This is a genomic window from Gordonia amicalis NBRC 100051 = JCM 11271, from assembly GCF_000332995.1.
Lineage (GTDB): Bacteria > Actinomycetota > Actinomycetes > Mycobacteriales > Mycobacteriaceae > Gordonia > Gordonia amicalis.
Map to the genome: position 1 here is coordinate 1 of NZ_BANS01000034.1, position 25,274 is coordinate 25,274.

Sequence of the window (25,274 nt, forward strand, 5' to 3'; positions counted from 1 at the left end):
GAGGCCGGGGGTGCCGGCGCTGCCGAGGTGGGAGGTGCGGCCGGAGAAGCCGGAGCCGGCTCGGCGCCCGCGAGGCCCTGGCCGACGACAAGCGTCACCACGGCCACGATGGCCACCACGACGGCCATCGCCGTTCGCCAGGCCACTCCGACACCGAACGGTCGTGAACCACTGTTTCGCCGCATCACTCTCCAGAACTCCTTCGCCCAAGTACAACGGCGTCCGCACATCCTGACCGATTCCCCGTCAGTCACAACGCATCATCAATACCAAACGCCTCAGGAGTTTCTTACACGGGATTGATGCCCGGTGTCCGAACGCCACGCTGTGACTCGTGAGATTTGTGTGACAGTTGATACCGAAAGCAGGTGGAGCTCTGCATGACACGACGACGCCCCGCCCGGGATTCCCGGACGGGGCGTCGTGATGGCCGTGTCAGGCCGGACCGGTGCCGATCAGCGGAAGAATCCGCGGTTCTTGGCGTTCCAGACCATGTCCTGCCAGTAACCCCAGGCGTGGGTGCCGTTGGCGTAGTAAGTCATGAGCGGCACGCCCTGGACGAATGCGGCGGCCTCGAAGGCCTTCGACTGGGTGAACGCCAGCAACTCCAGCGTCGAACCCTTGAACAGGTCGTCGAAGACGTTCGGCAGCGCGTTGTACCGACCGAAGAGCCCGTTGCCGGATCCGACGAAGAGCTTCATGCCACGCATGTTGCCGATGTTCCAGAAGGGATCGTTCTGGAACCAACGCAGGCTCCACGGCGGGCCCCACATCGCGTCGATGTTCCACGGCTTGGGATCGACGTCGAACATGGCCAGACGCAGCGCGGTGCGCATACCGGGTGCGCTCAGGAAGTTGTAGCCCGACAGCGAGCCGGCGCGGTCGAAGTTCTGGCGGTTCTGCGCGCCGATCACGAGGGCGGCATTACCACCCATCGACAGGCCCATGATCGCGTAGCGCTTCGACGGCCCGACGCGGTAACCGCGCCGGTCGAGCTCGCGGACCAGAGTGTTGCTGATCACGCAGTTCCAGCGGTACCGGTAGGGCTGACCATTGAAATTGCTGGGCGCATCCCAGTCCGTGTAGAAGCTGGCGGGACCACCGATGGGTTCGACGACGTTGACGCCGGACTTCACCATCTCCTGGATGTTGGTGTTGATCTCCCAGCCGCTGTAGTCGTACTGGGCGCGCATGCCGTCGAGCATGATGACGGTCTTGTAGTTGCCGGGCCGCTTCCACGCGCGGACCTTCACATTCGGCATCCCGCAGCCGTTGACCCAGAACTCCTGCTTACCGACCTGCGTCCCGCCGATGCGGGCGCTGGCCTGTCCGGCGACGACTCCGGTCAGCCCGACAACTGTCAGCACGGCGACCAGTGCGGCGATCAGCCGGTTACCGATCCGGCCGCGCGCTGGCCTGCTCGCCTGGGTGGCAGCTTCACGCATGTACAGAATCTCCCTCTTCAGCCGGTCGAGCTGCGGATTCTCATATCCCGCCGGTCCCGTCCGGTCCTAGTGCGTCTCACATCTCTCGTCGCCGGCGCAGTGCCGGCGCGACGATGGTTACCGAGCCGATCTCGCATGCGATTCGCCGTCGGCGAGCCTATTCGATGCCCCCCGGCGTGACAAACCATGTGATTGCGATCACAACCCCGTTACCGAGGGTGTCGCAGCACTCCCGGACACCTCGGTCACGAACGAACTATCGGCCCCTGGGCCCGGGACGTTACCGATCCGAGATGTTCGGTGGCAAGTCCTCAGCACAGGACACGTGTTTTCTGTGCTTTTGCCTGGGTTCGTGTGCCAAGGTCGCGCGCACCCGCGTGAACCCGGATGTCCGACTATCCGGGATTGACCGGCGGGGGCATCTCCAGACCGCACCGGGCGATCTCGTACTCCGGCTCGCGCTGAATCCGATAGCTGTTGAACGTGAACGCCTGCTTCAGGTTGTGCTTGAAGCGGCTGAACGACCACGGCGCCTCGAAGGAGGCGAACCGGTCCTTGGTCTCGGGGCACTGGAGGGCCACCTGCGCCTGGCGGACGAGGTCCTCGTCGAGGTATCCCGGCAGGACCGGCTTGCGCGGGTACGCCCCGGCCTCGGCGACGACCCATTCGCTCGGCAGGATCTTGTCGTGCCCGATACGGCCGTCCTCGAGTCGCTCGGTGTGGGCGGCGAGCGGGTACGCCAGCCCCATCTGATCGATGACGCGGACGTCGAGCGGCGCGTTCATGCTCGTCATGCCGAGGTTGAGGAAGTAGACGGTCACCTGACGCTTGGCGCCCTGCGGCATGACAGCGGGAAGTTGCGCGACGTACCACTCGTCGTAGTTGAACGACGGCAGGATGACGCCGCCATCCTCGTGGTACTTGTCGATCTTCTCGACCATCGCACTCATGCGCGGGTAGGCGAGGTAGTCCTCGGCGGTCACCGGGTTCTCGTTGCCCATGTTCGTCACGTAGAAGCGACGTTCGTCGACGATGCCGCTGCGCCCGATGTCGATGCCGGCGTTGGGCAGCACGTTGGCGTGGGTGCTGATCCCCCAGATGAGGACCGTGACCCACAGTCCGGCCATCGCGACCGCGCCGACCAGACCGGCGCGGGTGCGACGACGTTCGGCCGAGGACACGGTGACGGGTTCCAGATCATCGTCGATGACGGACTTCTGTGAGGCACGACGCCCGAACACGGCACCGAGGTGCGCGGGGACCGTGAGTGGCACGACCATCAGCGGCAGCAGCGTCACGAAGAGCGGGACGAGCAGCACCCGACCGTGCATGAAGTCGCCGCCCTGACGTATCCAGTAGACGATCAGGATGAGACCGGCGACCACCACGACGGACACGACCGCGGTCGACGACTGCAGTCGAGCCGACAACGCGGCCAGACGCGAGCGCCACGTCACCGCCTCCAGGGAGTCGGTCGGGGTCTCGTCGGCCGCGTCCGCGTTCCGCTTGGCGTCCGCGCGCAGACGGGCACCGACGACCAGGATCACCCCGGCGACGACGGCCATCACGACCGGCAGCACCAGCGCGTAGGGGCCGAACAGGTTGGTCAGATAGGAGAGGCCCTGCTCCCACTTGGCGCCGCTGGCGTCCTTCGCCACCGCGGGGTTGGGGACCAGCAGGGCGTAGTAGCCCATCCGGAAGATCTGGTAGCCCACCGGTAGGGCACCGGCGACGAGGACCACGCCGAGGCGCATCTTCCAGCCCAGGGGCGCGAAGAAGACCAGGACCAGCACGAGACCGCCGAACACGGCGAGCTCGGGACGGACCAGCGGCGCCAGGCCGGCGGTGAAGGCCAGGGCGAGCGTCGCCGCCGCCGCGCGGGGTCCGGCGTGGGGACCGCGCCTCACCCAGGCCACCAGCTGACACCACAGCACGGCGGCCCAGAAGATGCAGAGACCGTTCTCCAGGCCGCTCGTCGCGAAGTCGCGGGCCGGCGGGATGGCGACGTAGATGATGGCGCCGAACGGGAGGAGCAGGGTCCAGCCGTCACCGGTGATACCGCCCAGACGCCTGCCGTAAAGGCGTGCGCTGCCGTACATGGCGATCGGGATGGCGGCGACCGAGCAGACCAGGGCCACCCAGAGCGCGACGTACTCGAGCTGTCCGTCGGTGATCCAGGCCCAGAACCACAGCAGATAGGTCCACGCGGTCGAGGTGTTGGCCTCCACGCGCTCACCCGCGTTGAACACCGGTCCGTTGCCGGCGAAGAGGTTGCGCAGGGTACGCAGCACGATCAGGCCGTCGTCGGCGATCCACCGGCGCTGCCAGGCGCCGATCGCGAAGAACGTCGTGACGGCGACGGCGCCGATCAGGAAGCTGACCGCGGCGAGACGACGCCGGGCGCGACCCGCTGACGACTGCGGACGATCCGTGGTGCGGGGATCTACGACGGCGTCGGTTCCGCCTTCCGACCGGACACCGTCAGTGGACTGCAGACCGTCAATTGACTGCATAGACCGCGACACCCACGCATACTAACCAGGCCACGGCCAGCAGCTGCAGTACACGGTCGCCGAGGGCGATCTCCTCGGGTTCGCCCGCCGCGCCACCGTCGACGTCGACGGCGTAGCGCAGGATCGCGACCGTGAACGGCACCATCGACACCGCGTAGGCGACGTTGCTGTCGTGGCCGTTGTCACCGCCCTTGTCGAACGCCCAGAGCCCGTAGAAGATGACCACGGCCGTGGCCGACAGTGTCCAGACGAAGCGCAGGTAGGTCGTGGTGTAGTACTGCAGCGCCTTGCGGATCTTGGCGCCGGTGCGCTCGGCGAGTTGCAGTTCGGCGTACCGCTTACCCGCGGCCATGAACAGCGAACCGAAGGCCATGACCAGCAGGAACCACTGCGAGAGCTCGATCTCGGCGGCCACGCCACCGGCGATCGCGCGCAGCAGGAAGCCCGACGACACGATGCAGATGTCGATGACTGCCTGGTTCTTCAGACCGAAGCAGTAGCCGAGCTGGATGACGAGGTAGATCGCGATGACGACCGCGGTCTGCCAGTTCGCGAGGAACGCGACGCCGATCGAGCCGGCGAGCAGCACCGACGCGAGCGCGTAGGCCAGCGGGACCGGGACCACCCCGGCCGCGATCGGCCGGAACCGCTTGGTCGGGTGATTGCGATCGGACTCGACATCCATGGCGTCGTTGACCAGGTAGATGCTCGACGCGGCGAGACAGAACGCGATGAAGGCGATGCCGGCGTCGGCCAGCACCGACAGCTCGGTGATGTTGCCCGCCGCCAGCGGTGCGGCGAGCACCAGGACGTTCTTCACCCACTGCCGCAGACGGATCGCCTTGATCAGCCCGGTGGTCAGGTTCTTCGGCGGCCCGGCGACCTTCCCGTGCTCGATCGGCTCCTCGCTCATGCACTCTCCCTGTGTCGTGTCACCCGCGCGATGACGGGGGACGCGGCGAGTCGCAGCGGCCCGCCGGGCACTGCGGCCGTGAGGCCGAGCCGCGTCAGGACGCGCGCCGCGCGACGGGCACGTCCTGAGGCCGGAGCATTCCGGGTGGGTTCGAGCAGCACCTTATCGCCCGCGATGACGGCCGCTGCGCTCGCGGCACCGATCGCGGCGCCCGCGGTGACGTCCGTCGGGTAGTGAACACCGAGCACCAGGCGTGACAGGAGCATCGGCGGCACGAGCGCGGCGGGCAGCACCCGGGCGTCCCAGCCGGCCGCCCGGCCGATGAGGATCGCGGCCGCGGTGGTCGAGGTGGCGTGCGACGACGGGAAGCTCAGCTTGCTCGGCGTGGACACCCCGATGTCGATCGCGGGATGTGCCGGCCGCGGCCGGCGCACGATGCGCTTGATGATCACCGACGCCGCATGCGCGCCGAAGGCACCCACACCGGCTTCGATCCACAGCTGCTGGGAGCGCACGTCGCCGCGGGCACGCGCCAGCGTCCAGCCGGCCCCGGAGATGGCCAGCCATCCCAGCGCGTGCTCGCCGAAGTGCGACAGACCACGCGCCGCCGACCGCACACCCGGCCGGGAACCGATGCCCGACTGGATGGCGACGAGGACCTTCTCTTCACCCGCGAGGGGTCTGGGGGCGTGGTCGGCCGGGAGCTTCATCGACTCGTCGACCTCCACCTCGGGACTACTCGATTCCGAAGACAACCGCCCAGCTCTCCTTACTGGTCAACTCACGATGTGCGGCACGGTACTGCTGTTTCATGTCGCCGAACTTCTCCTGAAGCTCCTTGATCAGCGCGAAATGCTCACGTGCGAGAGCGATCATCTTCTCGCGATCACGCTGCCGGTACACCACTCCCCGGCCGTCGGCCGTGGTGACGGTGACACCGTCGACGCGTCCGAGCGAGAACCAGCGCGCCTCGATCGGCGGGTAGTTCGCCTGCGGTACCTCATGATGCCGGGGGTCGGCGGGCCGGGCGTTGTTGACCACCGCGGCGGTCAGCGCCTTGACCTTGCTGATCGGGTTCAGCGGGATCGCCGTACCCAGATGCGTCGCCTCGCCGGACGTCCGCGGCAGCTCGGTCGCCGACGGCAACACCACCGCGTCCGGGTACTCCTTGCGCATCGCCGCCACCTTGGGCAGCGCGGTCGGCAGCAGGCTGCGGATGTGCTCGGGACCGGCGAGGAAGTCGCGGATCGCCTCGTTCTGGATGGCGACGGTCGAATACTCAAGGCACAGAAGATGTTTCGCGGTCGCTTTGGTCATCGAGCGCAGGATGCCCTTGATGGGTCCGTCATGGTGGATCGACGCGACGACGAGACGGTTGCGCAGGTGGAAATACGCCTGCCAGTCGATGGCGTCGTCCTTGTCGCTCCACGCCATGTGCCAGATCGCGATGCCCGGGATGGTGGCCGTCGGATAGCCGGCCCGAGCCGCGCGGAGCGCGAACTCCCAGTCGTCCCACTTGATGAACAGCGGCATCGGCAGGCCGACGGTCTCGGCGCACTCCCGGGGGATCATGCACATCCACCAGCCGTTGCCCTCGACATCGATCCGGCGATGCAGGTTCTTCGAGTTCTTGCGGTCACGCAGCGGGTGTTCGGAGAAGTTGTGGTCGTACTCGACGAACGGCGCCGCGGTCCACATGAAGGTGTCGCGGCGGATCACCTCACCCATGCAGTGCAGATGACTGCGGTCCTGCAGGTTGAGCATCTGCCCGCCGACGAGCATGGGGGACTTGGCGAATCGTGACATCGCGAGCGCGCGCAGGATCGAGTCCGGCTCGATGGCGATGTCGTCGTCCATGTAGAGGATGTACGGCGAATCGGTGAGTCGCAGCGCCTCGTACATGATGCGCGCGTAGCCGCCGGAACCGCCCAGGTTGCCCTGGTCGAAGATGTGGAGACGATCCCCGAGAGCCGCTGCGGCCTCGGAATATCCGGGCTCGTCGACCACCTTCTTGGTGCCCTGGTCGGGCATCATGACCGCGTCGATGACCTCGTCGACCATCGGGTCGGAGGTCAAGGCGGCCAACGCATTCACCGCGTCGGTGGGACGGTTGAAGGTCGGGATGCCGACGGTCACGCGCTTGGTGTCGGCGTCCGAGATCGGCGCATCGATCGGCGAAAACCAACCGGCGGAGACGATCTCGGTGTCGGTGTCGGTGGTGATGTCGAACCAGATCCAGCCACCGTCCTCGAAGGGACCGAGGTCGAGCTCGAACTCGGCCACACCGCGGCCGTTCTCGTCGGTGGCGATCAGGTCGCCACCGATGCCGATGCGCGAACCGTCGATCTTGGAGCGGTAGAGGTCGACGCGAGCGGTGCCGACCACCTCCACGCGCAGCACCACCGAGTCCAGGATGCTCCAGCGTCGCCAGTAGGCGGCCGCGAAGGCGTTGAAGTAGGTCTCGAAGCTGACCTCGGATTCGCCGCCGAGCAGCACCGATGTCCGGCTCGGCGCGTGCGCACGCCGGTGATTGGAGTCCGACTCGAGCAGGTACAGCGACCGCACGTCGAGCGGCTCACCCGGGCGCGGGAAGATGACGCGCTGCAGAAGGGATTTCGCCTTCGACGGCCCGGTGCCCGCCTCGGGGATCTCGGACTGATTCACGGGGGTCACCGTCATCTATTCGGCTCCTGCGGGGTCGGCCACCAGCGGCGCACCGTCTCGCAGATGCGGCGCCAGGGTGTTGTCGAACATGGTGAGCGCGCTGGCGATCGCCATGTGCATGTCGAGGTACTGGTAGGTGCCGAGACGACCGCCGAACAGGACGTTGGCGGCGGCGGTCTCGGTGCGGGCGAGCTCGCGGTAGGCGGACAGCATCGCCCGGTCCTCGGCGGTGTTGATCGGGTAGTACGGCTCGTCGTCATCCTTCGCGAAGCGGCTGAACTCGCGCATGATGACCGTCTTGTCCGTGGGGTACGAGTCCCGTTCGGGATGGAAATGACGGAATTCGTGGATCCGGGTGTACGGCACGTCGGCGTCGTTGTAGTTCATCACCGGGGTCCCCTGGAAGTCGCCGGTGTCGAGCACCTCGGTTTCGAAATCGAGTGTGCGCCAACCGAGTCGGCCGGCGGAGTACTCGAAGTAGCGGTCCAGCGGCCCGGTGTAGACGACCGGCGCATCGGGATTCTGCGCGCGCAGTTCGTCGCGGACGGCGAACCAGTCGGTCGACAGGCGCACCTCGATGCGCTCGTCGGCGGCCATGTTCTCCAGCCACGCGGTGTACCCGTCGACCGGCAGGCCCTCGTACTTGTCGTTGAAGTACCGGTTGTCGAAGGTGTACCGCACCGGGAGTCGGGTGATGTTGCCCGCAGGCAGCTCGGTCGGATCGGTCTGCCACTGCTTGGCGGTGTAGTGCTTGATGAACGCCTCGTAGAGCGGCCGCCCGATGAGGCTGATCGCCTTCTCCTCGAGGTTCTTGGCGTCGGCGGTGTCGATCTCGCCGGCCTGCTCGGCGATGAGCTTGCGCGCCTCGTCGGGCGAGAAGTAGCGGCCGAAGAACTGGCTGATGAGGCCGAGCCCCATCGGGAACTGGTAGGCCTGACCGTTGTGCAGCGCGAAGACGCGGTGCTGATAGTTGGTGAAGTCGGTGAACTGGTTCACGTACTCCCACACCCGGTCGTTGGAGGTGTGGAACAGGTGCGCACCGTACTTGTGGACCTCGATACCGGTCGTCGGCTCGGCCTCGGAGTAGGCGTTGCCACCGATGTGGTTACGCCGTTCGAGCACGAGGACTCGTTTGCCCAGCTGGGTGGCCGCCCGCTCGGCGACGGTGAGACCGAAGAATCCGGAGCCGACGACGATCAGGTCATATCTGCTACTGGTTGCCACGGGTCCTCAGGGTAACGGACCCACCCTGAGGATTCGCCGAGCCACGGGGGACGGCGTTCCGTCGCCGGGTAATCTTCGACCGTCGGTCTGCAGCCATCGGGCCCGTTCCTCTGTACTTCTTCAGTAGTTCGGGGCCCCTGTGACGTCATCGCCTGAGATATCGGCACCTCTGATCGGCGCACCGCCTCGTGCCGCGGTGCCCGACATCACCGACATCGTGGTGGTGGTCCCCGCCCACAACGAGCGGGCACTCCTCCCCTCTTGCCTCACCGCACTCGACGCCGCGGTCGCGGGAGTTCGAGTATCGGTGCAGGTGATCGTCGTGCTCGACTCCTGTGACGACGACTCCGCCGAGATCGTGCCCGACCACGTGACGACCCTGCACGTCGCCGCGAGGTGCGTGGGCACCGCGCGACGGGAGGGCTTCGGGGCAGCTGCACCCACGCCTGCCGACACCACCTGGTTCGCGACGACCGATGCCGACTCGGTGGTGCCGCCCGATTGGCTGCGCACCCACGTGCAGGCCGCCGGGTCGGGTGCCGACGCTTTCGTCGGCATCATCACGCCGGACGGCTTCGACGGATGGCCGCCGGGAACCGCGACGACGTTCGCCCGCAGCTACGACGCCCGGCCCGGGCACCAGCACGTGCACGGGGCGAACCTGGGGGTGCGTGCGAGCGCCTACGCCGCCGCCGGCGGATTCCGGGATCTGGACGCGCACGAAGACGTCGACCTGGTCCGTCGACTCCAGGAAACCGCGGCACACATCGTGTGGGGCGCGGAGGCCCCAGTGCTCACGTCGACGCGGCGAAGCGGCCGGACCGTCGACGGTTTCGCGTCCTACTTGCGCCAACTCGCCGACCGGACTCCCGGTGGGAGCAGATGAGTACCGACGCCGCACGCACGATCGTCGACTCCCCCGGGTTCGCACTGCCGCGACCCGGCGCGGGCGCGACGCTCGAGCGTTTCGCCGCTCTCACCCTCTTGTGCTCCGAGGACATCAGCACCGGACGTCTCGTCGAGGCGCACGCCGACGCGGACGCCATCCTCGGCGAGATCGTCGGCGGCGCGGTCCGACCCGGCGAGTTCTGGGGCGTCTGGGCCGCTCAACCACCCGGCACCCGGGTCGACGCACGGCGGGTGGGCGACGGATTCGAGCTCGACGGGGTCAAGGAGTGGTGCTCCGGCGCGGGTTCGTGCACCCACGCGCTCGTCACCGCCGCGACCGTGGACGGCAACCGCCTGTTCGCCGTCGACCTGCGGCAACCCGGCGTATCCGCCGACCTCTCCGTCTGGCACAGCACCGGTATGCGCGCCACCGACACCGGGACCGTCACCTTTCACGCGGTGCCCGCCACACCGGTGGGCGAGGTCGGCGCCTATCTCGACCGTCCCGGATTCTGGCATGGCGGGATGGGTGTCGCGGCGTGCTGGTTCGGTGGCGCGCGCCGCGTCGCGCGTCCTCTGTACCGCGCACTGACCCGCAACGACGACCCCCTGCTGCGGATGCACGCCGGTGCGGTGGATGCACAGCTCGCCACCGGGTGGGCCGCGATCGAGGCTGCTGCTCGCCTGATCGACGCCGACCCGACCGGGCCGTCGCAGCGGCACGCCTTCGGTCTGCGGTGGACAATCGAGCAGATCGCCACCGCGGTCGTCGACCGGGTCGGTCGTGCACTCGGGCCCGGGCCGCTGGTCGCCGACCCGGATCACGCGCGGGCGGTAGCCGACCTCACCGTCTACATCCGGCAATCACACGCCGACGCCGACCTCGCGGTTCTCGGGTCCCTCGTCGACGACCGGATCCCGGGTCCCGGGCAGGATTTCTGAGGGAGAGATCATGAGCGACGATTTCACGAACGGGGTCGAGAGCATGTCGGGGCGTTTCGCGGCAACGCCGGTCGCGGAGACGGGGACCCCGGAGGCGGAGTGGCAACGGTGGTTCGATCGCCGCGGGCGGTGGCCGGACGTCGAACTGACGGTCGAGCGTCTGGTGGTGCTGTCCGCGCATCCCGATGACGAGGTGCTGGGGGTGGGCGCGCTGATGTCGGCGGCCGCGGAGCACGGGATCGAGGTGGTCACGGTGTGCCTGTCGGACGGCGCGGGGTCGCATCCGGGGTCCCCGACGCTCACCCCGGCGCAACTCGCCGACCGAAGACGTGCCGAATTGGACACGGCGACCTCTCGCCTGGGTCTGCGCCCGTCGCGATGGTGCGGTCTCCCCGACGGCACCCTCGCCGAGCACGAGGAGGAGGTCGAGGCGATCGTGACACGGGTGCTCACCGAGACGCCGTCGGCCACCACCGGCCTGCTGGCCGTATGGGCGCACGACGGTCATCCCGACCACGAGACCGTCGGCCGATGCGCACAGCGGGTCGGCGACCGAGTGGGCGTGCCGGTGTGGATGTATCCGATCTGGATGTGGCACTGGGCCGATCCCGGGGACCCGGCCATCCCATGGCACCGGGTGCGCACCTTCGACCTCGACGAGGACACGCTGAACCGCAAACGCTCGGCGGTCGAGGCGTTCGTCACCCAGACGTCTCCGCTCTCGGATGCACCTGAGGACGCCGTCGTGCTCGGTCCACACGTCCTGGCCCGGCTGCTGCGCGATCGGGAGTTCGTCTTCGCATGAGCCGGCCGGACGATCCCACGAGCAGCGGATCCGGTCGGGGCCGGCTACCCGACAGCTACTTCCACGACATGTACGCGTCGAGCGACGACCCCTGGGGTTTCACCTCGCGGTGGTATGAGCGGCGCAAGTACGCGCTGACCCTCGCCGCACTCACGAGGCCCCGATACCGGTCGGTTTTCGAGCCGGGTTGCTCGATCGGGGTGCTCAGCGAGGGTCTGGCCGCTCGTTGCGGCCGCCTGGTGTGCACGGACGTGAGCCCACGGGCCGTCGACCTCGCGAGACGTCGGCTCGCCCGCCATCCACATGTCGACGTCCAGGTCGGCGACATCGCGGGTGACTGGCCGTCGCAGCGCTTCGACCTCATCGTCCTCAGCGAAGTGCTCTACTACCTGGACGACGCCGCACTCGCCGGGCTGATCGCCCGGCTGCCCGCCGCACTCACCCCGGACGGCGAAGTGATCGCCGTTCACTGGCGGTGGCCCGTCGAGGAGTATCCGCAGTCCGGCGACGACGTCCATGCAGCCCTCGCCAGATCGCCGCTGATCGCCTCGACGTCCTACTCGGACACCGACTTCCGACTCGACGTTCTTCGTTTGTCACCTGAACGGTCGGTTGCGCAACGAGAAGGACTCGTCGATTCCACGGAGTTATACGATCCGGCATAATGAATACCTCGACAATGGGTGTTTTCTTTCCTTCGCTCAGCTGTCGGTCCGGCTGAGACGCATGGAACGCGGTCTCAATAGGAGGCAGGAGTGACCGAGTTGGCGGATTTCGGAGCGCAGATGACGCGCATCGCCGGCGAGATGCGTAAACAGAGTGACGACACCGAGACTGCGGTGCGTGCGATGACCAAGTATGCAGTCGATGCGATACCCGGCGCCGAATACGCGTCGGTCACGCTGGTGTCCGGGGGCGTGATCGAGACACCCGTCATCGTGGGCGACCTGGGCGGTGAAGCCGGCGATCTGCAGCGCCGGCTCGGCGAGGGTCCGTGCATCCGCGCCGCGATCGACGACGTGACCGTGTGGATCGACGACTTGCACACCGACGAGCGTTGGCCGCGGTTCGCCGCCGCTGCCGCCGACATCGGAATCCGCTCGATGGCGTGCTTCTTCCTCTACATGGACGGTGACGACTTCGGCGCGCTGAACCTGCACAGCACCCGACCTCATGCGTTCACGTCCGAAGCACGACTCCTCGGCGAGCTGTTCGCCGCTCACGCCGCCACCGCGTTCGGCGCCGTCCAGGAGAAGCAGCAGCTTCGAGCAGCACTCAGCTCGCGCGACATCATCGGTCAGGCCAAGGGCATGATCATGGAGCGCTACAAGCTCGACGCGAACGAGGCCTTCGCACTACTCGCCCGCCTGTCTCAGGACACCAACACCAAACTGGTCGACGTGGCGGCCCAGATCGTCGTGGCGGGTCCGGAGACCTCCTAGCGCAGTTCGTCTTCCGCCGGGAATCCCAGCACCGGGATGCCGCCGCGTTCCTGGAATCGCTCGAGACCCTTGCCGGCGAGGACGCGTGGTCCCGTCGCGGGCGTGAAGAACATCATGCCCTTCTCGAAGATCTGCGTGACGCCCGCGGCGTCGGGGGTCAGGGTCGGGAGTCCGATCGCCTGTCCCAGCGGTCCGGTGATCCCGCCCAGATCGGTCAGCTTGCCGTCCATCGCCGAGGTGGCGAGCTCGAGGAACTGTGACGTTCCGGGGACGATCTGCTCGACGAACTGGCCGAAGCTGCCGAAGTCGAGTCCCTGCGATGGCCCGGAAGGCCCGGTCGGCGGCTTGACGATGCGTGGCGTCGGCTGCCCCTGCACCGTGAACCAGGACGACTTCAGTTTCAGCTTGGTGCGCGCCTCTTCGCCGGTGACCTCGGCGGTCCCGCCGGAACCCACCGCGCGCACCTTGAGCGCGCGGCCGTGTTCGGCTCCGAGTCCGTTGGCCTCGACCACCTCGAAGCTCCGGAGAGCCCCGACGCCGAAGGCGGCGCCGATGCTGCCGGCCGACACGGTGGCGGTCCAACTGTGGTTGGGCGAGACCGTGTCGCCCTCGTCGGGCACGGCCGGGAACCGGCCGCCGGCCGAGAAGCCACCCGTCGAGGCGGAGAACTCGGTGAATGCAGGCTGACCGTTCTGCAACAGGATCTGGCCGGCGGTCGCGTCGGCCGCGACATTGGTCCGGCGGTCCTCGCCGGCCACGCCGCCGTAGACCTGGGAGTTCTGGGTGTCGTCGATCTTCTTGCCGCCGGCGATCGCGGCGAGCGCATAGGTCCGCGCGGCGACGGCCTGCGCCTGCAGAGCCGCGGCGCCTCCGGAGTCGGCCCAGGCGGGCAGACTCTCCCGCGGGATGACGCCCTTGACGTAGTCGTCGATGTGGATGCGGTTGACCACACGTCCACCTTCGAGGCCGAGTGCGCCCCGGTAAGCCTTCTCGGAACCACAGAACTTGAGGAACTCGGCCGCGGGCCGGTTCGGCAGCATGCTCAGCGGTTCGACGAACGATGCCGGAACGGAGCGGATCGTGTCACCGCCGCAGCCGCTGCGGATGGTGGCGGTGCCCCCGGACAGGCTGACCGCCTGTCCGGGAGCCACCGTCTGACCTCCGACGCGCATTCCGGCGTCCGCATGCACATTCACCGAGTTCTGACCCGTGAGGGTCACGTTGATCTCGGGCCTGTCCACCTTCCCCGCGGTGGTTCCACCGTAGAAGTGGCGCAGGATCTGCTGTGCCGACCAGCCCTTACGGGCGTAGCCGTACGCACCCCATTGCCCCATTCCGCGGCCGTGGCCATGACCATGTCCGATCAGCGTCACCGTCGACCCGACCGAGAGTTCGACCCCGGGGGTCGATTCCGTTGAACCCGCAGCCACGAGTCCACCGGCCAGCAGTGCGGGCGCGAGCCCGGCCGCCGCCCAGGTCAGCAACTTTCCGTGGGTCCGTGCGGGCCGGGAACCGGTCGCCGGCCTTCCCGGCAGGAGCCGTCTGGATCGGGCTTTGTTCACTGCAGAACACATCCTTCGGTCGCGACGACAACAGCCCCGGGAGTTCCAGCGAAACCGCAACTCCCGCACTTCCGTGACTGATGTGACGATTGGGACATAAGTGACACTAGTGAACCTCCTTCGCGTTCACCAAGCCGAGCTGATCACAACCGGATCACGGGTTGTGACCGCGATCGTGACCTCATGCATATCACCAGTAACACCAGCCTCAGAGGTAACAAGAATGTCACGAGTGCCCCGCCGTCGGCGTGTGTTGTGTCGCCGAGCTCCGATCCGCACCACGATGGCGGCCGACACCGAGCACGCCTCGACGCCGCCCGGCGCACGAGGCTGCGCACGTCGCACCGATGACCGGACACCCGGGCGAGGAGATCCCCTGTGCGCTACCCCCGACCGAAGCACTCGATCGCTCTCGCGGCCATCGCCGCGGCGGTCGTCGCGAGCCCGTTCGCGGTGATCGCGAGCAATGCCGGCCCACCGGCCGGTGACACCCGACTCGTGGACAACAAGCAGAAGATCGCGAACACCGAGATCGAGCAGGTGCCGCTGCGTGAACTGCCGGCCGCAATCGTCGACGTCGCGTCCTCGGGTCTCGGAGCCGCAGGCGTGAAGCTCCCGCCGATCGACCCCGACGCCTTCCCCGTGCCGGACCTCACGGTCCCGCTGCCCAAGGGACTCGTGCCCACCGCGGGCGAGTCGTCGGCACCGAGCGCTTCCGGGTCGAGGACACCGGAGGCGACGACCACCTCCCCCGACTCACCCTCACGGACGAAGACGAGGTCGGTCCCCGGCCCCGCCCCGACGAGCACCACCCCGCCAGCGGTCACGACCATGCGGGACGGGCGCGAGGTCGGCGCTGCGGTGACGCACATCGTGCGCGAGGACCCCATCAAGATGGTCGCCTTCACCTGGGACCGCCCCGTCGACGTCGACCTGAAGCTGCGTGCGCGGCAACCCGACGGGACCTGGAGCCCGTGGACGGTCCTGGAGCAGATCTCGAAGGGCGGTGTACCGACCGCGGACAAGCCGGCGGGCACCGAACCGGTGTGGGTCGGCGACGCGCGTGAGGTACAGGTCGCCGCGTCCAAGGACGGTCTCGCAATTCCGGCCGCCGAGACACAGGGCGGCGACCTGGCCCAGCTGGCCGTCGGCTCGGCGAGCGAAGTCGTGACGAAGCTGGCCGAGACCGCTCTCAACACTCTGAAGGCGACCCTGATCAGCCCGGAGGGTCTGCTGTCCCTGGGTTCGTCGCTGCTCTCCCCGCTGACCGGCGGACCGCAGGTGGTCGCGCGTCCCCAGTGGGGCGCCGACGAGGGCATCCGTTGCTCGCAGCCGGTGTACTCCCCGCAGCTGAAGGGCGCGATCGTGCACCACACCGCCGGCAGCAACGACTACACCCCGGCGCAGTCGATCGAGATCGTGCGCGGCATCTACGCGTATCACGCACAGAGCCTCAACTGGTGCGACATCGGCTACAACGTGCTCGTCGACAAGTACGGACAGATCTTCGAGGGTGCGTTCGGCGGACTGGACCGCAACGTGCAGGGCACTCACACCGGGGGGTTCAACAAGGACACGGTCGGCTTGTCGTTCATCGGCAATCTCGAGGAGGTACCGCCGACCGCCGCGGCGGTCGCCGCGGCCGGACGCTTCCTGCGCTGGCGCCTCGGCAAAGCCGGTCTCAACCCCGCCGGCACCGCGACCCTGATGTCAGAGGGATTCGCCGGCACCAAGTTCGCGGCCGGAACACAGTCCAGCCTGCCGATGATCTCCGGCCACCGCGACTACAACAGCACCAGCTGCCCCGGCGTGCACGGGTACGCGGCACTCGCCCAGGTCCGTGCGCTCGCCGGTGGTGCTGCCGCACCGGCACCGGAGTCGACGCCGCCCGCCGAACCGGGAGCACCCGATCAGGCACCCGCGCCCGCCCCCGATCAGGCACCCGCACCGGCCCCCGAACAGGCACCCGCACCCGCCCCCGAGGCGGCACCGCCGGCAGCCTGACCAGCGCGAACCGAACGATTCAGGCGAACCAGCGTTCGAGGACCCTGGCGACGCCGTCGTCGTTGTTGCCGACGGTGACCTCGTCGGCGGCGTCGAGCGCGGCCTGGTGGCTGTGTCCCATGGCGACACCGTGACTCGCCCAGCTGAGCATCTCGACGTCATTGGGCATGTCGCCGAAGGCGATCAGTCCGTTGTCCGGCAGACCGGTGGCCTCACAGAGGCGCGCGAGTCCGGACGCCTTGTGCGTACCGGGCACCGACAGTTCGACGAGGCCGTTGTCGGTGGAGAACGTGACCTGGGCGAGGTCGCCGACGAACGGCTGCAGCCGTTCGGCCATCTCGCCGCTCGGCATATCCGGTTTGCGTACGAGCAACTTCACCGCAGATTGGCTGAAGACCTCGTCGTCGCCGACCTCGACGTGGTCCGGGTTGAGCCAGGCGTGTTCGTAGCCGGCACTCGCGACGAACGGGGCCGTCGCGGCGTCGTGCGCGGATCGGCCGGCACGTTCGGCGGCGATCCCGCATCCCGGGATCTGCTGGTAGGCGATCTCCCCCAGCTTTCCCAGGACGTCTGGTTCGAGATTGGCCGACCACAGCACCCGGTCGTGCTCGGCGTCGTAGATGATGGCGCCGTTGGCGCACACCGCATATCGGACGAACGCATCTGTTCCGGCGAACTGGTCGGTGATCTCGGCGATCCACCGGGGCGGACGTCCGGTCGCCAGCACGAACTCGACACCGGCCGCGCGGGCCGCCGACAACACGGACACGGTCCGCGACGACACCCGGTTCTCGTCGTCGATGAGCGTTCCGTCCACGTCGCTGGCGATCAGGGTGGGTGGACCGAATGTCATCTGTTTCCTCTGTCTCGGGGTTGTGCGGTCTCGCGTTGTCGTCGGGCGGCCTTGCGGGCGCGGGCCTCGGCCTTGAGAAGCGCTTCGTCTGCTTCGATGACGGCGGCCTCCTGCGGCGTCGGGGCCGAGCCTCCGAGCCGTGACGGCACCCAGAACTCACCCGCCGGATGCGGGCCGTAGGCGTCCTGGACCTCGAGGAGCATGGAGTCCATCGTGTCGCGCAACCGCAACGTTTCGCGTTCGGGCTCCCCGGCGGCGTCGACGGTGAACGGCAAACCGTACCGAACGTGCACCGGTAGCCGGCTGCGACCCATGTTCCGCGCACCGCCCTTGGTCCACTGCCGGTGGGCGCCCCACACGATCGCCGGGACGACCGGGACGCCGGCCTCGGCGGCCATCCGCACCGCCCCGCTCTTGAACCCCTTGAGCTCGAAGCTGCGGCTGATCGTCGCCTCGGGGTAGACCGCGACGATGTGGCCGTCACGCAGGCGCCCGAGCGCCGCACGGTAGGCGTCGGCACCGCGGGATCGGTCCACCGGAACCGTCATCGTGTGGTTGACCAGGAATCGCATGATCGCGACGTCCATGACCTCGGACTTGATGAGGAACCGCGTGCGCCGGCCCGCACGCTGGACGCCGAGCGCGGCGGGGATGAAGTCGACGTACCCGGTGTGGTTGACGCACAGCACGGCACCGCCGGTCTCCGGGATGTTCTGGACCCCGGTGAAATGCAGGTCGAGACCCTGGGCGCGGACGAGCGTGTTCGCGATGATCTCCAGGGTCCGGTAGACCGGCTCCCGGTGTCGACGCGCCCCGCTGCTCATGCCTGCAAGGTTAACGGTCAGGGGTTGTCGCGCTGAGCGCGCTTCGCGGCCCGTTCGGCCTGTTCCTCGGCGTCCATGCGGTTGGCCTCCTCGAGGGTGGGCGCCGACCCGCCGAGGCGTGCGGGCACCCAGAACTCCCCCTTGGGGTGTTCGCCGTAGGCGTCCTGCAGTTCGAGCAGCTTGGCACTCATGACCTCGTGCAGCTTCGCGGTGAGGGCGTCGGGGTCTCCGGTGGGCTCGAGCGGTTCGCAGACCCCGATCGAGATCGGGTAACCGGTGCGGCCGAGCCTCTTCGGATGCCCCTTGGTCCACACGCGCTGGGCGCCCCAGATGACGGTCGGGATGATCGGTGCACCGGATTCGAGTGCCATCCGCGCGGCACCCGACTTGAACGCCTTGAGCTCGAAGCTGCGGCTGATCGTCGCCTCCGGGTAGACGCCGACCAGTTCGCCGCGCTTGAGATAGTCGACCGCCGCCCGGTAGCTGTCCGCACCCGCGGTCCGGTCGACGGGAATGTGCTTGAGCGAGCGCATGATCGGGCCGGAGATCTTGTTGTCGAAGACCTCCTTCTTCGCCATGAACCGCACCTTGCGACGACCCTGCAGGTGTGCCGGGATGCCGGCGTAGGTGAAGTCGAGGTAGCCGGTGTGGTTGATCGCGACGACGCCGGGCCCTTCGGCCGGGACGTGCTCGACGCCCGACACCTTGAACTTGAGACCTTCGGCGAGCCAGAGCAGGCGCGCGGTGGTGATCACGGCGTCGTAGACGGGTTCCATGCCGCAAAGCTTAGCGATCGCGCTCCCGGTACAGGTCAGGCGTCGGTCGCACCGATCCGGGTGACGGCGAACACCAGGTCGACGGCGGCGTCGGAGAGCTGTGCGGGCGTCAGGGCGAGCCGGCCGTCGATGTGGTCGAGGTAGAGGGCCACGAGGGCACCGGTGAGCGCCGAGGAGATCACCGCGACGCGTTCGGGGGCGAGCGAGTTCTCGTCGGCGACCATGCCCAGGACGGTTTCGACGAATCCGGGAACGGTGGCCGCGCGATGTGCGCGGAGGACGTCGTCGGCGAGCGGTTCGCGCAACAGGATGCGGGCCCGGCCCGGGTTGTCCTGGAAGAACTCGCGGAAGACCTCCAGCAGCGCGCGCACGCTCCCCCGGAGGTCGGCGGGCCGCTCGATGCCGGCGATCTGGGCGAGGAGCTGTTCGGTGACGCGGTCGTACACCGCGGTGACCAGCTGCTCGGTCGACTCGAAACTCTCGTAGAAGTACCGCGGACTCAGGTTGGCCTCGCGCACGACCGCCCGCATCGTCACGGCGCCGGTGCCACCGTTTCCCAGCAGGGTCTCGGCGACGGCCAGCATCTGCTCGCGCCGGTCGGTGGACCGGTCCTCGAGCGTCTGCCCGCGCCACCGCTTCCCCGAACTCATCTGAACATCGTCGCATCCCGCGGCGTGGTCTCCATTGACATCACCTGATTCAACATGAATCATGCGATTCATGTTCGATGAACAAGCATTCCAGGAAGCGCTGGCCCGACCACGCCTCGCCAAGCCCGCACCCGAATACCTCGACGCCAACCGCGGCGTCCCGATCCGGGCCATCTCCGAACAGGAGCTGCAGCGGTCGACCATCGAGTGGTTCGACGCCTTCGACAAGAAACTCGTCCACCTGAGCGACGTCCACGGCACCGACCTGTCATGGATCATGACGTGGGCCAAGAAGTACTGGTGGAGCTTCCTGGTACGCGACATGAGCGTGAACGACGAGCTCTACGCACCCGATCTCCGATACACCGACGTCACGACCTTCGGGCGCACGATCGTCGGCATCGACGACTTCGTGACCTACAACTTCGCCTTCTTCGACGCCATCCCCGACTGGCGCTACGACCCCCTCCCCGACCAGGTCTACGTCGACGTCCAGCCGGACGGAACCGTGCGCACGGTCATCCGGTACACCGGCAGCGGCCACTTCAGCGGCGGGTTGCGGATGTATCCCTACGACGAGTCGGCGCCGACCATCTACGGCGACGGACGGTTCATCCAGGCACCCGCGGTGGACCGGTACCACTTCAACGCCGACGGTCTGATGGAAGAGGGCGAGACGCTCTACGACTTCATCGACGCCGTCCAGCGTGCCGGGATCATGCCCCGCGACGACAGCAGGCTGGTCCGCTCCCTCTTCGCCGCGTCGAAGCTGCCGGTCCTCGCCCGCGGCGCCTGAACCGGCTCGGGAGGTGGTGAGACCCGTCACGCGGGCGCCTCGTCGGGACTCATGGCCCACGCCACGGGAAAAGGCGGCTCGATACCCTGGAGGCCTGAAGTGCTCGCCGCGGCAGCCCCGCGCACACCAGGAGAGGCCCCTACGTGCAGATCACCAGCATCGGTCATGCCGGTTTCCACATCCAGACCACCGCCGGATCGATCCTCTGCGACCCGTGGGTCAACCCGACCTACTTCGCCTCATGGGTGCCGTTCCCCGACAACTCCGAGCTCGACTGGAAGACGCTCGGCGACTGCGACTACCTCTACGTCTCTCATCTGCACCGCGACCACTTCGACGAGCGCAACCTACGCGAGAACGTCAACAAGGACGCGACCGTCCTGCTCCCCGACTACCCGGTGCCGGACCTGCGCCGTGAACTCGAGAAGCTCGGCTTCACCAAGTTCGTCGAGACCACCGACTCGGTGAAGACGACGGTGACGGGCGACAAGGGCTCGCTCGACGTGATGATCATCGCGCTGCGCGCCCCGGCCGACGGGCCGATCGGCGACAGCGGGTTGGTCGTCTCCGACGGCGAGACCGTCTGCTTCAACATGAACGACGCCCGCCCGATCGACCTCGACGTCATCGACGAGGCCTTCGGTCACGTCGACGTCCACCTGCTCCAGTACTCGGGCGCCATCTGGTACCCGATGGTCTACGACATCCCACGGAAGTCCAAGGCCAACTTCGCATCTCAGAAACGTCAGCGCGGAATGGACCGTGCACGTTCCTACATCGAGCAGGTCGGCGCGACCTGGGTCGTGCCGTCCGCCGGTCCGCCGATGTTCCTCGACGAAGAACTGTTCCATCTCAACGACTTCGGCTCGGGCGAAACCGCAGACGACACCTCGATCTTCCCGGACCAGGAGACCTTCCTGGAGCAGATGCGCATCCACGGCACCGACGACGGCGAGAAGCATCGCGGCCTGATGATGGTGTCGGGTTCGGTTGCCGACTTCAGCGGTTCGACGCTGAACGAGGTCACCCACCCCTATGCACCCGCCGACGTCTTCGGCGAGAACAAGAGGGCCTACCTCGAGCGGATGAAGGAGAAGTTCGCGCCGGTCATCGCCGCGGACAAGGCCACCTGGGCGCCGGCCGAGGGCGAGCCGCTGATCGGCGCACTGCGCGAGCTCTTCGAGCCGATCATGGCCCAGTCGGATCTCATCTGCGACGGCATCGGCTATCCCGTCGGCCTCGTGATGACCCCGGGCGGCGGTCCCGCGAACGACGCCACCGAGACCGTCGTGCTCGACTTCCCCAACCGCATCGTGCGGGAGCCGAAGGAAGGAGAAGGCAAGTACCGCTACGGCTTCCGCATCGCCACGGAACTCGTGCGCACCGTCCTCCGCGACAACGAGCCGGACTGGGTGAACACCATCTTCCTGTCCACGCGCTTCACCACGTGGCGCATCGGCGGGTACAACGAGTTCCTCTACACCTTCTTCAAATGCCTGACCGACGAGCGCATCGCCTACGCCGACGGCTGGTTCGCCGAGGCCCACGACGACTCGGCGTCGATCACCAGGGACGGTTGGGAGATCCAGCGCCGCTGCCCGCACCTGAAGGCCGATCTCGGCAAATTCGGAGTGATCGAGGGCGAGAAGCTCACCTGCAATCTCCACGGCTGGCAGTGGGACCTGACGTCGGGGCGATGCCTGACGTCGAAGGGTCACGAACTGCGCGCGGAGCGTCTGGGGAACTGAACCGTCCCGGATGTGACCGCGGGACGGGTCACCGCCCGGACGTCGAGGCGACGCTGCACTGCGGTCGCACCGACGTACAGGCGGGAGTTCCATGACCCACAACGATCTGACGGTCACCATCGGCCGCGAGGAACTGGTCCAGCTCCTGGCGCGTCCGGTTTTTCGTCTGCGCAGGCGCATTCATCTGCGTCGGTTGCGGGGAGACCGCTACACCGACGACGCCGAGGACTGCTGACGGTCGCAGCTGGCCACGTCCCGACGGATACCCATCGGCGGCGGTTTCATTCCGATGGACGCCGGGTACGCGATTTCCATGTGCAATCCACAGGAGGAAGTCCAGTGACCATCGTGACCGAGATACTCGAGTCCCATCCTGTACACGACGACATCGACAACGCCGCGCTCGCGGCCTGCATCGAAGCGTGTGCGGAGTGCACTCAGGCCTGCACCTCATGTGCGGACGCATGTCTCGGAGAGAGCGGCGTCGACCAGCTCGTCGAGTGCATCCGCGCCGATCTGGACTGCGCCGACCTGTGTTCGGTCACCGAGCGAGTGCTCCTCCGACGCACCGAAGCCAACGTCACGGTGGTGCGGGAGACGTTGGAAGCGTGCGCAACCGCATGCCGTGTCTGTGCCGAGGAATGTGACCGGCACGCGGACATGCACCAGCACTGCAGGATCTGCGCGGACGCGTGCCGGCGCTGCGAGGAGGCCTGCCGGACGCTGCTCGAGGTGCTCGGCTAGCACGACCCTGCGCTCGGCCCAGGATGCTTCGGCACAACCGCCGAAGTCGAACCCGACAATGAGGAGAGAAGATCATGGCTCAGTACCGCGTGGTGGATTCCGACGAAACAGTCATCGAGGAAAAGGGTTTCGATGACGCAACCAGTGCCTACGACTGGTTCAAGACCGTCGCCGCGCCCGATGACAGCCTCGGCACCGTCATGCAGGTCCACGACAACGGCGAGTGGAAGAACTTCGAGGTGTCCGACGGCGGCACCAACAAGAATCCGTCCGCGGACGCCTAACGTCCGGCCAAACGGCCGTTCAAGAAGGTCAGGGCCTCGACACTCCACGGGATGAATGCCGCCGTGTGCGTCTGCCCGCGGTATTCGGTGAAGGTCGTCGGCACACCTCGACTGCGGTAGCTCTCGGCGAGACCGGCGACGTCGGCGGCGATCATCACACCGTCGCCGATGCCGTCGGAATTGCCGACGCCGAGCATCATCGGAACCCGCGGGGTGCCGAGTGTTCCCATCACGTTCTCCGAGATCGCCTGCCGCACACCGGGTACGTCGAGCACGCCACCCACCGATGGTTTGAGGAGTTGGTGGTCGGTGAGTCCCGGATATTCGTCGGCGAACTGTTCGATGCACTCCCCCGCGACCTGGCGCAGGATTCGCTCGCCCTTCGGGGACAGATAGCTCGCGAGGTCGATGTCGTAGGTCTCGGCATAGACCGCCATCAAAGCGGGGATGACTCCCGTCCATTCGGGTTTGCCGTTGACGTAGCCGAGGTTGTGTGCGGGATCCACCGGAATCCCGCCCGCCGCCGCGCCGACGATGTTGAGTTCCGGCGAATAGGTGGGCGCCAGTTCGGCGCCGAAGCCGGTGGGTACCGACCCGCCCGAGTATCCGTACAAGGCGATCGGGGTGCGGGCTGGTGCACGGAGCTGCCTGAGCGCGGCACGGAGCCCGTCCAGGGCGGCATAGCCGGATTCCCTCGCGATCGTCCATCGCAACCCGCGACCCTCATAGTCGGGGACCGCGACCGTGTAGCCGGCCGCCATCAGTCCGGTGATCAGGGCCAGATCGATGGGCCGCTCGGACATGTTGCCGCCCCGCAGCGTGTACGACGGATCGCACTGCGCGCCCAACGCGTCGTAGAAGGAGTGGTACGACACCATCCGACGCGGCGCGCCCGGGCCTACGACGGGCGGTGAGATCACCGTGGTCACCGTCGAAGTCGGATGACCGGAGTTGTTGGTACTCCGGTACAGGATCTGAGTCGCGGTGATCGGCACATCAGTTCCGCGCCATCCCAATCCGACCTGACGCGTGCGCAGGATGGCGCCCGGGGCACGCTTCTCGTAGTCGCGTGGAGGCTCGTAGAACGGGTCTTGCGTCGGCAGCAGCGCCGGTGCCGCGACGGGCGCCGGGAGCGGGGTCGGCGACGCCGTAGGCGTGAGAACACACAGGGAGGCCGCGACCCCGATCACGGCGATCAGCGTGGTGAGGGGTCGCGAGATCTGGCGCATGAGCAGTGATCATGCCCGGTTTGCCTCGCTCGCGGTGGGATCCGAGCAAGGTGGGCACGGATTGCTCGCGAGACGGTTTTCAAGCCACGGGGGCGTTCTCTCCTGCCCGCTCCACCTCTTCCACCACCGGCGACATCGCCACCACGACCGCGCCGACGACTGCGGCGATGAAGGCGATCACCGCGACCGGTCCCCAGCCGGCACGGACGGTGTCGTCGAGGACCACGATGCCGACCACACCCGGCACCACCGTCTCGCCGACCACCAGGGAGGCCGACGCCGCGCTCACCGCACCCTTCTGCAGGGCCACGGTGAACATGTAGAAACCACCTGGACCGCTGAGGATGATCGCGTACAGTGCCGGGTCGGTGAAGAGTTCGCCGAGGTCGAAGGGGTCGAGACCGTCGAGCACTCGGACCGCGACTGCGAGCACGCCGAACAGGACGCCGCCGGAGAGACCCGCCAGCACCGCGACCCGGCTCTGCATTCGCGGCAGGATCGCGGCGCCGAGCCCGAGGATGACGACGGCCGCGACGAGAACCGCCCAGTGCAGCCACCATTCGTGTTTGCGTCCCTCGTCACCGGCAGCGAACCCGAGCAGGACGAGCGCCACCACGACGACACCGATCGCGGTCCAATCACGCTGGGACAGTCGCGCTTTCAACACAATGGTGGCCAGCACCACCGTCACGACGAGGTTGGCGCTGACGATCGGCTGCGCAAGGAACAGCGGGATCATCCGCGCGGCCACGAGGTTGCCGAGGAAGCCGATGCCGTCCAACGCCATTCCCGCGATGAACGCCACGGTCAGCATGGCGGCGATGGTCGACCGCAGGGACGGCGCCTCACCCGGCCCGGCACCGGTGTCGTCGACGCTCTGCGCGCCTCGGGCCTGCAGCACCGACGCCGTGCCGTAGGCCAGCGCGGCGAACACCGCGGCGAGAATACCGATCAGCATGATCGAACAG

The 25,274-nt window shown here is 67.6% G+C and carries 24 protein-coding genes; 11 read left to right on the forward strand and 13 right to left on the reverse strand.

The features are described 5' to 3' along the window. Positions 1–455 precede the first annotated feature (455 nt). From GOAMI_RS16345 to glf, 6 genes are all read right to left on the reverse strand, one after another. Positions 456–1,445, reverse strand: coding sequence for an alpha/beta hydrolase (locus GOAMI_RS16345; protein ID WP_006437667.1), 990 nt, complete (start codon positions 1,443–1,445; stop codon positions 456–458). Between the two features lie 395 nt (positions 1,446–1,840). Then, positions 1,841–3,958: an arabinofuranosyltransferase AftB family protein gene (locus GOAMI_RS16350; protein WP_006437668.1), complete on the reverse strand. Its 2,118-nt coding sequence runs from the start codon at positions 3,956–3,958 to the stop codon at positions 1,841–1,843. Beyond that, the gene (locus GOAMI_RS16355; protein WP_006437669.1) at positions 3,945–4,871 is read right to left on the reverse strand and encodes a decaprenyl-phosphate phosphoribosyltransferase; all 927 of its coding nucleotides are present in this window, start codon (positions 4,869–4,871) and stop codon (positions 3,945–3,947) included. The genes GOAMI_RS16350 and GOAMI_RS16355 overlap by 14 nt, the downstream gene beginning before the upstream one ends. After that, positions 4,868–5,626, reverse strand: a complete 759-nt coding sequence (locus GOAMI_RS16360) for a phosphatase PAP2 family protein (RefSeq protein WP_006437670.1) — start codon at positions 5,624–5,626, stop codon at positions 4,868–4,870. Before GOAMI_RS16360 ends, GOAMI_RS16355 begins: the two co-directional genes overlap by 4 nt. Next, positions 5,607–7,550 carry a glycosyltransferase gene (locus GOAMI_RS16365; RefSeq protein ID WP_006437671.1) on the reverse strand — a complete coding sequence of 648 codons (1,944 nt, stop codon included), beginning with the start codon at positions 7,548–7,550 and terminating at the stop codon, positions 5,607–5,609. Before GOAMI_RS16365 ends, GOAMI_RS16360 begins: the two co-directional genes overlap by 20 nt. After that, a complete protein-coding gene (glf, locus tag GOAMI_RS16370; RefSeq protein WP_006437672.1) occupies positions 7,551–8,759 on the reverse strand; it encodes a UDP-galactopyranose mutase in 1,209 nt (402 codons plus the stop codon). It abuts the gene before it with no gap. Positions 8,760–8,955: 196 nt separating this feature from the next. Between glf and GOAMI_RS16375 the strand changes: the two genes are divergently transcribed. The 5 genes from GOAMI_RS16375 (at position 8,956) to GOAMI_RS16395 (ending at position 12,836) form a co-directional block, all read left to right on the forward strand. After that, on the forward strand, positions 8,956–9,645 hold the full coding sequence (locus GOAMI_RS16375) for a glycosyltransferase family 2 protein (protein WP_006437673.1): 690 nt from the start codon (positions 8,956–8,958) through the stop codon (positions 9,643–9,645). Further along, positions 9,642–10,589 (forward strand): acyl-CoA dehydrogenase family protein, encoded by a 948-nt coding sequence (locus tag GOAMI_RS16380; RefSeq protein WP_006437674.1) that lies wholly within the window; start codon positions 9,642–9,644, stop codon positions 10,587–10,589. Before GOAMI_RS16375 ends, GOAMI_RS16380 begins: the two co-directional genes overlap by 4 nt. 10 nt (positions 10,590–10,599) lie before the next feature. Then, positions 10,600–11,394, forward strand: coding sequence for a PIG-L deacetylase family protein (locus GOAMI_RS16385; protein ID WP_006437675.1), 795 nt, complete (start codon positions 10,600–10,602; stop codon positions 11,392–11,394). Then, a complete protein-coding gene (locus tag GOAMI_RS16390) occupies positions 11,391–12,059 on the forward strand; it encodes a class I SAM-dependent DNA methyltransferase (RefSeq protein WP_006437676.1) in 669 nt (222 codons plus the stop codon). Before GOAMI_RS16385 ends, GOAMI_RS16390 begins: the two co-directional genes overlap by 4 nt. Before the next feature lie 90 nt (positions 12,060–12,149). Beyond that, positions 12,150–12,836 (forward strand): GAF and ANTAR domain-containing protein, encoded by a 687-nt coding sequence (locus GOAMI_RS16395; RefSeq protein WP_006437677.1) that lies wholly within the window; start codon positions 12,150–12,152, stop codon positions 12,834–12,836. On the opposite strand, the gene GOAMI_RS16400 is transcribed toward GOAMI_RS16395, so the two are convergent. Then, positions 12,833–14,320 carry a SpoIID/LytB domain-containing protein gene (locus GOAMI_RS16400; RefSeq protein ID WP_174324751.1) on the reverse strand — a complete coding sequence of 496 codons (1,488 nt, stop codon included), beginning with the start codon at positions 14,318–14,320 and terminating at the stop codon, positions 12,833–12,835. The genes GOAMI_RS16395 and GOAMI_RS16400 overlap by 4 nt on opposite strands. 456 nt (positions 14,321–14,776) lie before the next feature. Between GOAMI_RS16400 and GOAMI_RS16405 the strand changes: the two genes are divergently transcribed. After that, positions 14,777–16,402, forward strand: coding sequence for a peptidoglycan recognition protein family protein (locus GOAMI_RS16405; protein WP_006437679.1), 1,626 nt, complete (start codon positions 14,777–14,779; stop codon positions 16,400–16,402). A 19-nt stretch (positions 16,403–16,421) separates the two neighbouring features. Here the strand turns inward: GOAMI_RS16405 and GOAMI_RS16410 are convergent, their stop codons facing one another. The 4 genes from GOAMI_RS16410 to GOAMI_RS16425 are packed head-to-tail and all read right to left on the reverse strand — an operon-like array spanning position 16,422 to position 19,505. Beyond that, entirely contained in the window at positions 16,422–17,255 is an 834-nt protein-coding gene (locus GOAMI_RS16410; protein WP_006437680.1) for a Cof-type HAD-IIB family hydrolase, read from the reverse strand. Next, a complete protein-coding gene (locus GOAMI_RS16415) occupies positions 17,252–18,079 on the reverse strand; it encodes a lysophospholipid acyltransferase family protein (protein WP_006437681.1) in 828 nt (275 codons plus the stop codon). Before GOAMI_RS16415 ends, GOAMI_RS16410 begins: the two co-directional genes overlap by 4 nt. Positions 18,080–18,096: 17 nt before the next feature. Further along, positions 18,097–18,855 (reverse strand): lysophospholipid acyltransferase family protein, encoded by a 759-nt coding sequence (locus tag GOAMI_RS16420; protein ID WP_006437682.1) that lies wholly within the window; start codon positions 18,853–18,855, stop codon positions 18,097–18,099. A 35-nt stretch (positions 18,856–18,890) separates the two neighbouring features. Then, positions 18,891–19,505 (reverse strand): TetR/AcrR family transcriptional regulator, encoded by a 615-nt coding sequence (locus GOAMI_RS16425; protein WP_006437683.1) that lies wholly within the window; start codon positions 19,503–19,505, stop codon positions 18,891–18,893. Positions 19,506–19,575: 70 nt separating this feature from the next. On the opposite strand from GOAMI_RS16425, the gene GOAMI_RS16430 reads away from it, so the two are divergent. The 5 genes from GOAMI_RS16430 to GOAMI_RS16445 all read left to right on the forward strand — a co-directional run bounded on the left by GOAMI_RS16430 (position 19,576) and on the right by GOAMI_RS16445 (position 23,077). Further along, positions 19,576–20,301, forward strand: coding sequence for a nuclear transport factor 2 family protein (locus GOAMI_RS16430; protein WP_040004927.1), 726 nt, complete (start codon positions 19,576–19,578; stop codon positions 20,299–20,301). 143 nt (positions 20,302–20,444) lie between these two features. Then, complete coding sequence (locus GOAMI_RS16435; protein WP_006437685.1) at positions 20,445–22,049, forward strand: Rieske 2Fe-2S domain-containing protein; 1,605 nt, start codon at positions 20,445–20,447, stop codon at positions 22,047–22,049. Between the two features lie 91 nt (positions 22,050–22,140). Beyond that, positions 22,141–22,284 carry a hypothetical protein gene (locus GOAMI_RS23065; protein WP_157228335.1) on the forward strand — a complete coding sequence of 48 codons (144 nt, stop codon included), beginning with the start codon at positions 22,141–22,143 and terminating at the stop codon, positions 22,282–22,284. A 104-nt stretch (positions 22,285–22,388) separates the two neighbouring features. Next, on the forward strand, positions 22,389–22,793 hold the full coding sequence (locus GOAMI_RS16440) for a four-helix bundle copper-binding protein (RefSeq protein ID WP_006437686.1): 405 nt from the start codon (positions 22,389–22,391) through the stop codon (positions 22,791–22,793). A 74-nt stretch (positions 22,794–22,867) separates the two neighbouring features. Continuing rightward, positions 22,868–23,077: a hypothetical protein gene (locus GOAMI_RS16445; RefSeq protein WP_006437687.1), complete on the forward strand. Its 210-nt coding sequence runs from the start codon at positions 22,868–22,870 to the stop codon at positions 23,075–23,077. Here the strand turns inward: GOAMI_RS16445 and GOAMI_RS16450 are convergent. Further along, positions 23,074–24,306, reverse strand: a complete 1,233-nt coding sequence (locus tag GOAMI_RS16450; RefSeq protein ID WP_006437688.1) for a lipase family protein — start codon at positions 24,304–24,306, stop codon at positions 23,074–23,076. The two genes, GOAMI_RS16445 and GOAMI_RS16450, sit on opposite strands and share 4 nt — an antisense overlap. Positions 24,307–24,385: 79 nt before the next feature. Then, positions 24,386–25,264: a DMT family transporter gene (locus tag GOAMI_RS16455; protein WP_006437689.1), complete on the reverse strand. Its 879-nt coding sequence runs from the start codon at positions 25,262–25,264 to the stop codon at positions 24,386–24,388. Between the last annotated feature and the right edge of the window lie 10 nt (positions 25,265–25,274).

Excerpts from the sequence above, each read along its gene's own strand:
- GOAMI_RS16345 (WP_006437667.1), bottom strand. The coding sequence starts at position 1,445 with ATGCGTGAAGCTGCCACCCAGGCGAGCAGGCCAGCGCGCGGCCGGATC.
- GOAMI_RS16350 (WP_006437668.1), bottom strand. The coding sequence starts at position 3,958 with ATGCAGTCAATTGACGGTCTGCAGTCCACTGACGGTGTCCGGTCGGAA.
- GOAMI_RS16355 (WP_006437669.1), bottom strand. The coding sequence starts at position 4,871 with ATGAGCGAGGAGCCGATCGAGCACGGGAAGGTCGCCGGGCCGCCGAAG.
- GOAMI_RS16365 (WP_006437671.1), bottom strand. The coding sequence starts at position 7,550 with ATGACGGTGACCCCCGTGAATCAGTCCGAGATCCCCGAGGCGGGCACC.
- GOAMI_RS16380 (WP_006437674.1), top strand. The coding sequence starts at position 9,642 with ATGAGTACCGACGCCGCACGCACGATCGTCGACTCCCCCGGGTTCGCA.
- GOAMI_RS16385 (WP_006437675.1), top strand. The coding sequence starts at position 10,600 with ATGAGCGACGATTTCACGAACGGGGTCGAGAGCATGTCGGGGCGTTTC.
- GOAMI_RS16390 (WP_006437676.1), top strand. The coding sequence starts at position 11,391 with ATGAGCCGGCCGGACGATCCCACGAGCAGCGGATCCGGTCGGGGCCGG.
- GOAMI_RS16410 (WP_006437680.1), bottom strand. The coding sequence starts at position 17,255 with ATGACATTCGGTCCACCCACCCTGATCGCCAGCGACGTGGACGGAACG.
- GOAMI_RS16415 (WP_006437681.1), bottom strand. The coding sequence starts at position 18,079 with ATGAGCAGCGGGGCGCGTCGACACCGGGAGCCGGTCTACCGGACCCTG.
- GOAMI_RS16420 (WP_006437682.1), bottom strand. The coding sequence starts at position 18,855 with ATGGAACCCGTCTACGACGCCGTGATCACCACCGCGCGCCTGCTCTGG.
- GOAMI_RS16425 (WP_006437683.1), bottom strand. The coding sequence starts at position 19,505 with ATGAGTTCGGGGAAGCGGTGGCGCGGGCAGACGCTCGAGGACCGGTCC.
- GOAMI_RS16430 (WP_040004927.1), top strand. The coding sequence starts at position 19,576 with ATGTTCGATGAACAAGCATTCCAGGAAGCGCTGGCCCGACCACGCCTC.
- GOAMI_RS23065 (WP_157228335.1), top strand. The coding sequence starts at position 22,141 with ATGACCCACAACGATCTGACGGTCACCATCGGCCGCGAGGAACTGGTC.
- GOAMI_RS16445 (WP_006437687.1), top strand. The coding sequence starts at position 22,868 with ATGGCTCAGTACCGCGTGGTGGATTCCGACGAAACAGTCATCGAGGAA.
- GOAMI_RS16450 (WP_006437688.1), bottom strand. The coding sequence starts at position 24,306 with ATGCGCCAGATCTCGCGACCCCTCACCACGCTGATCGCCGTGATCGGG.
- GOAMI_RS16455 (WP_006437689.1), bottom strand. The coding sequence starts at position 25,264 with ATGCTGATCGGTATTCTCGCCGCGGTGTTCGCCGCGCTGGCCTACGGC.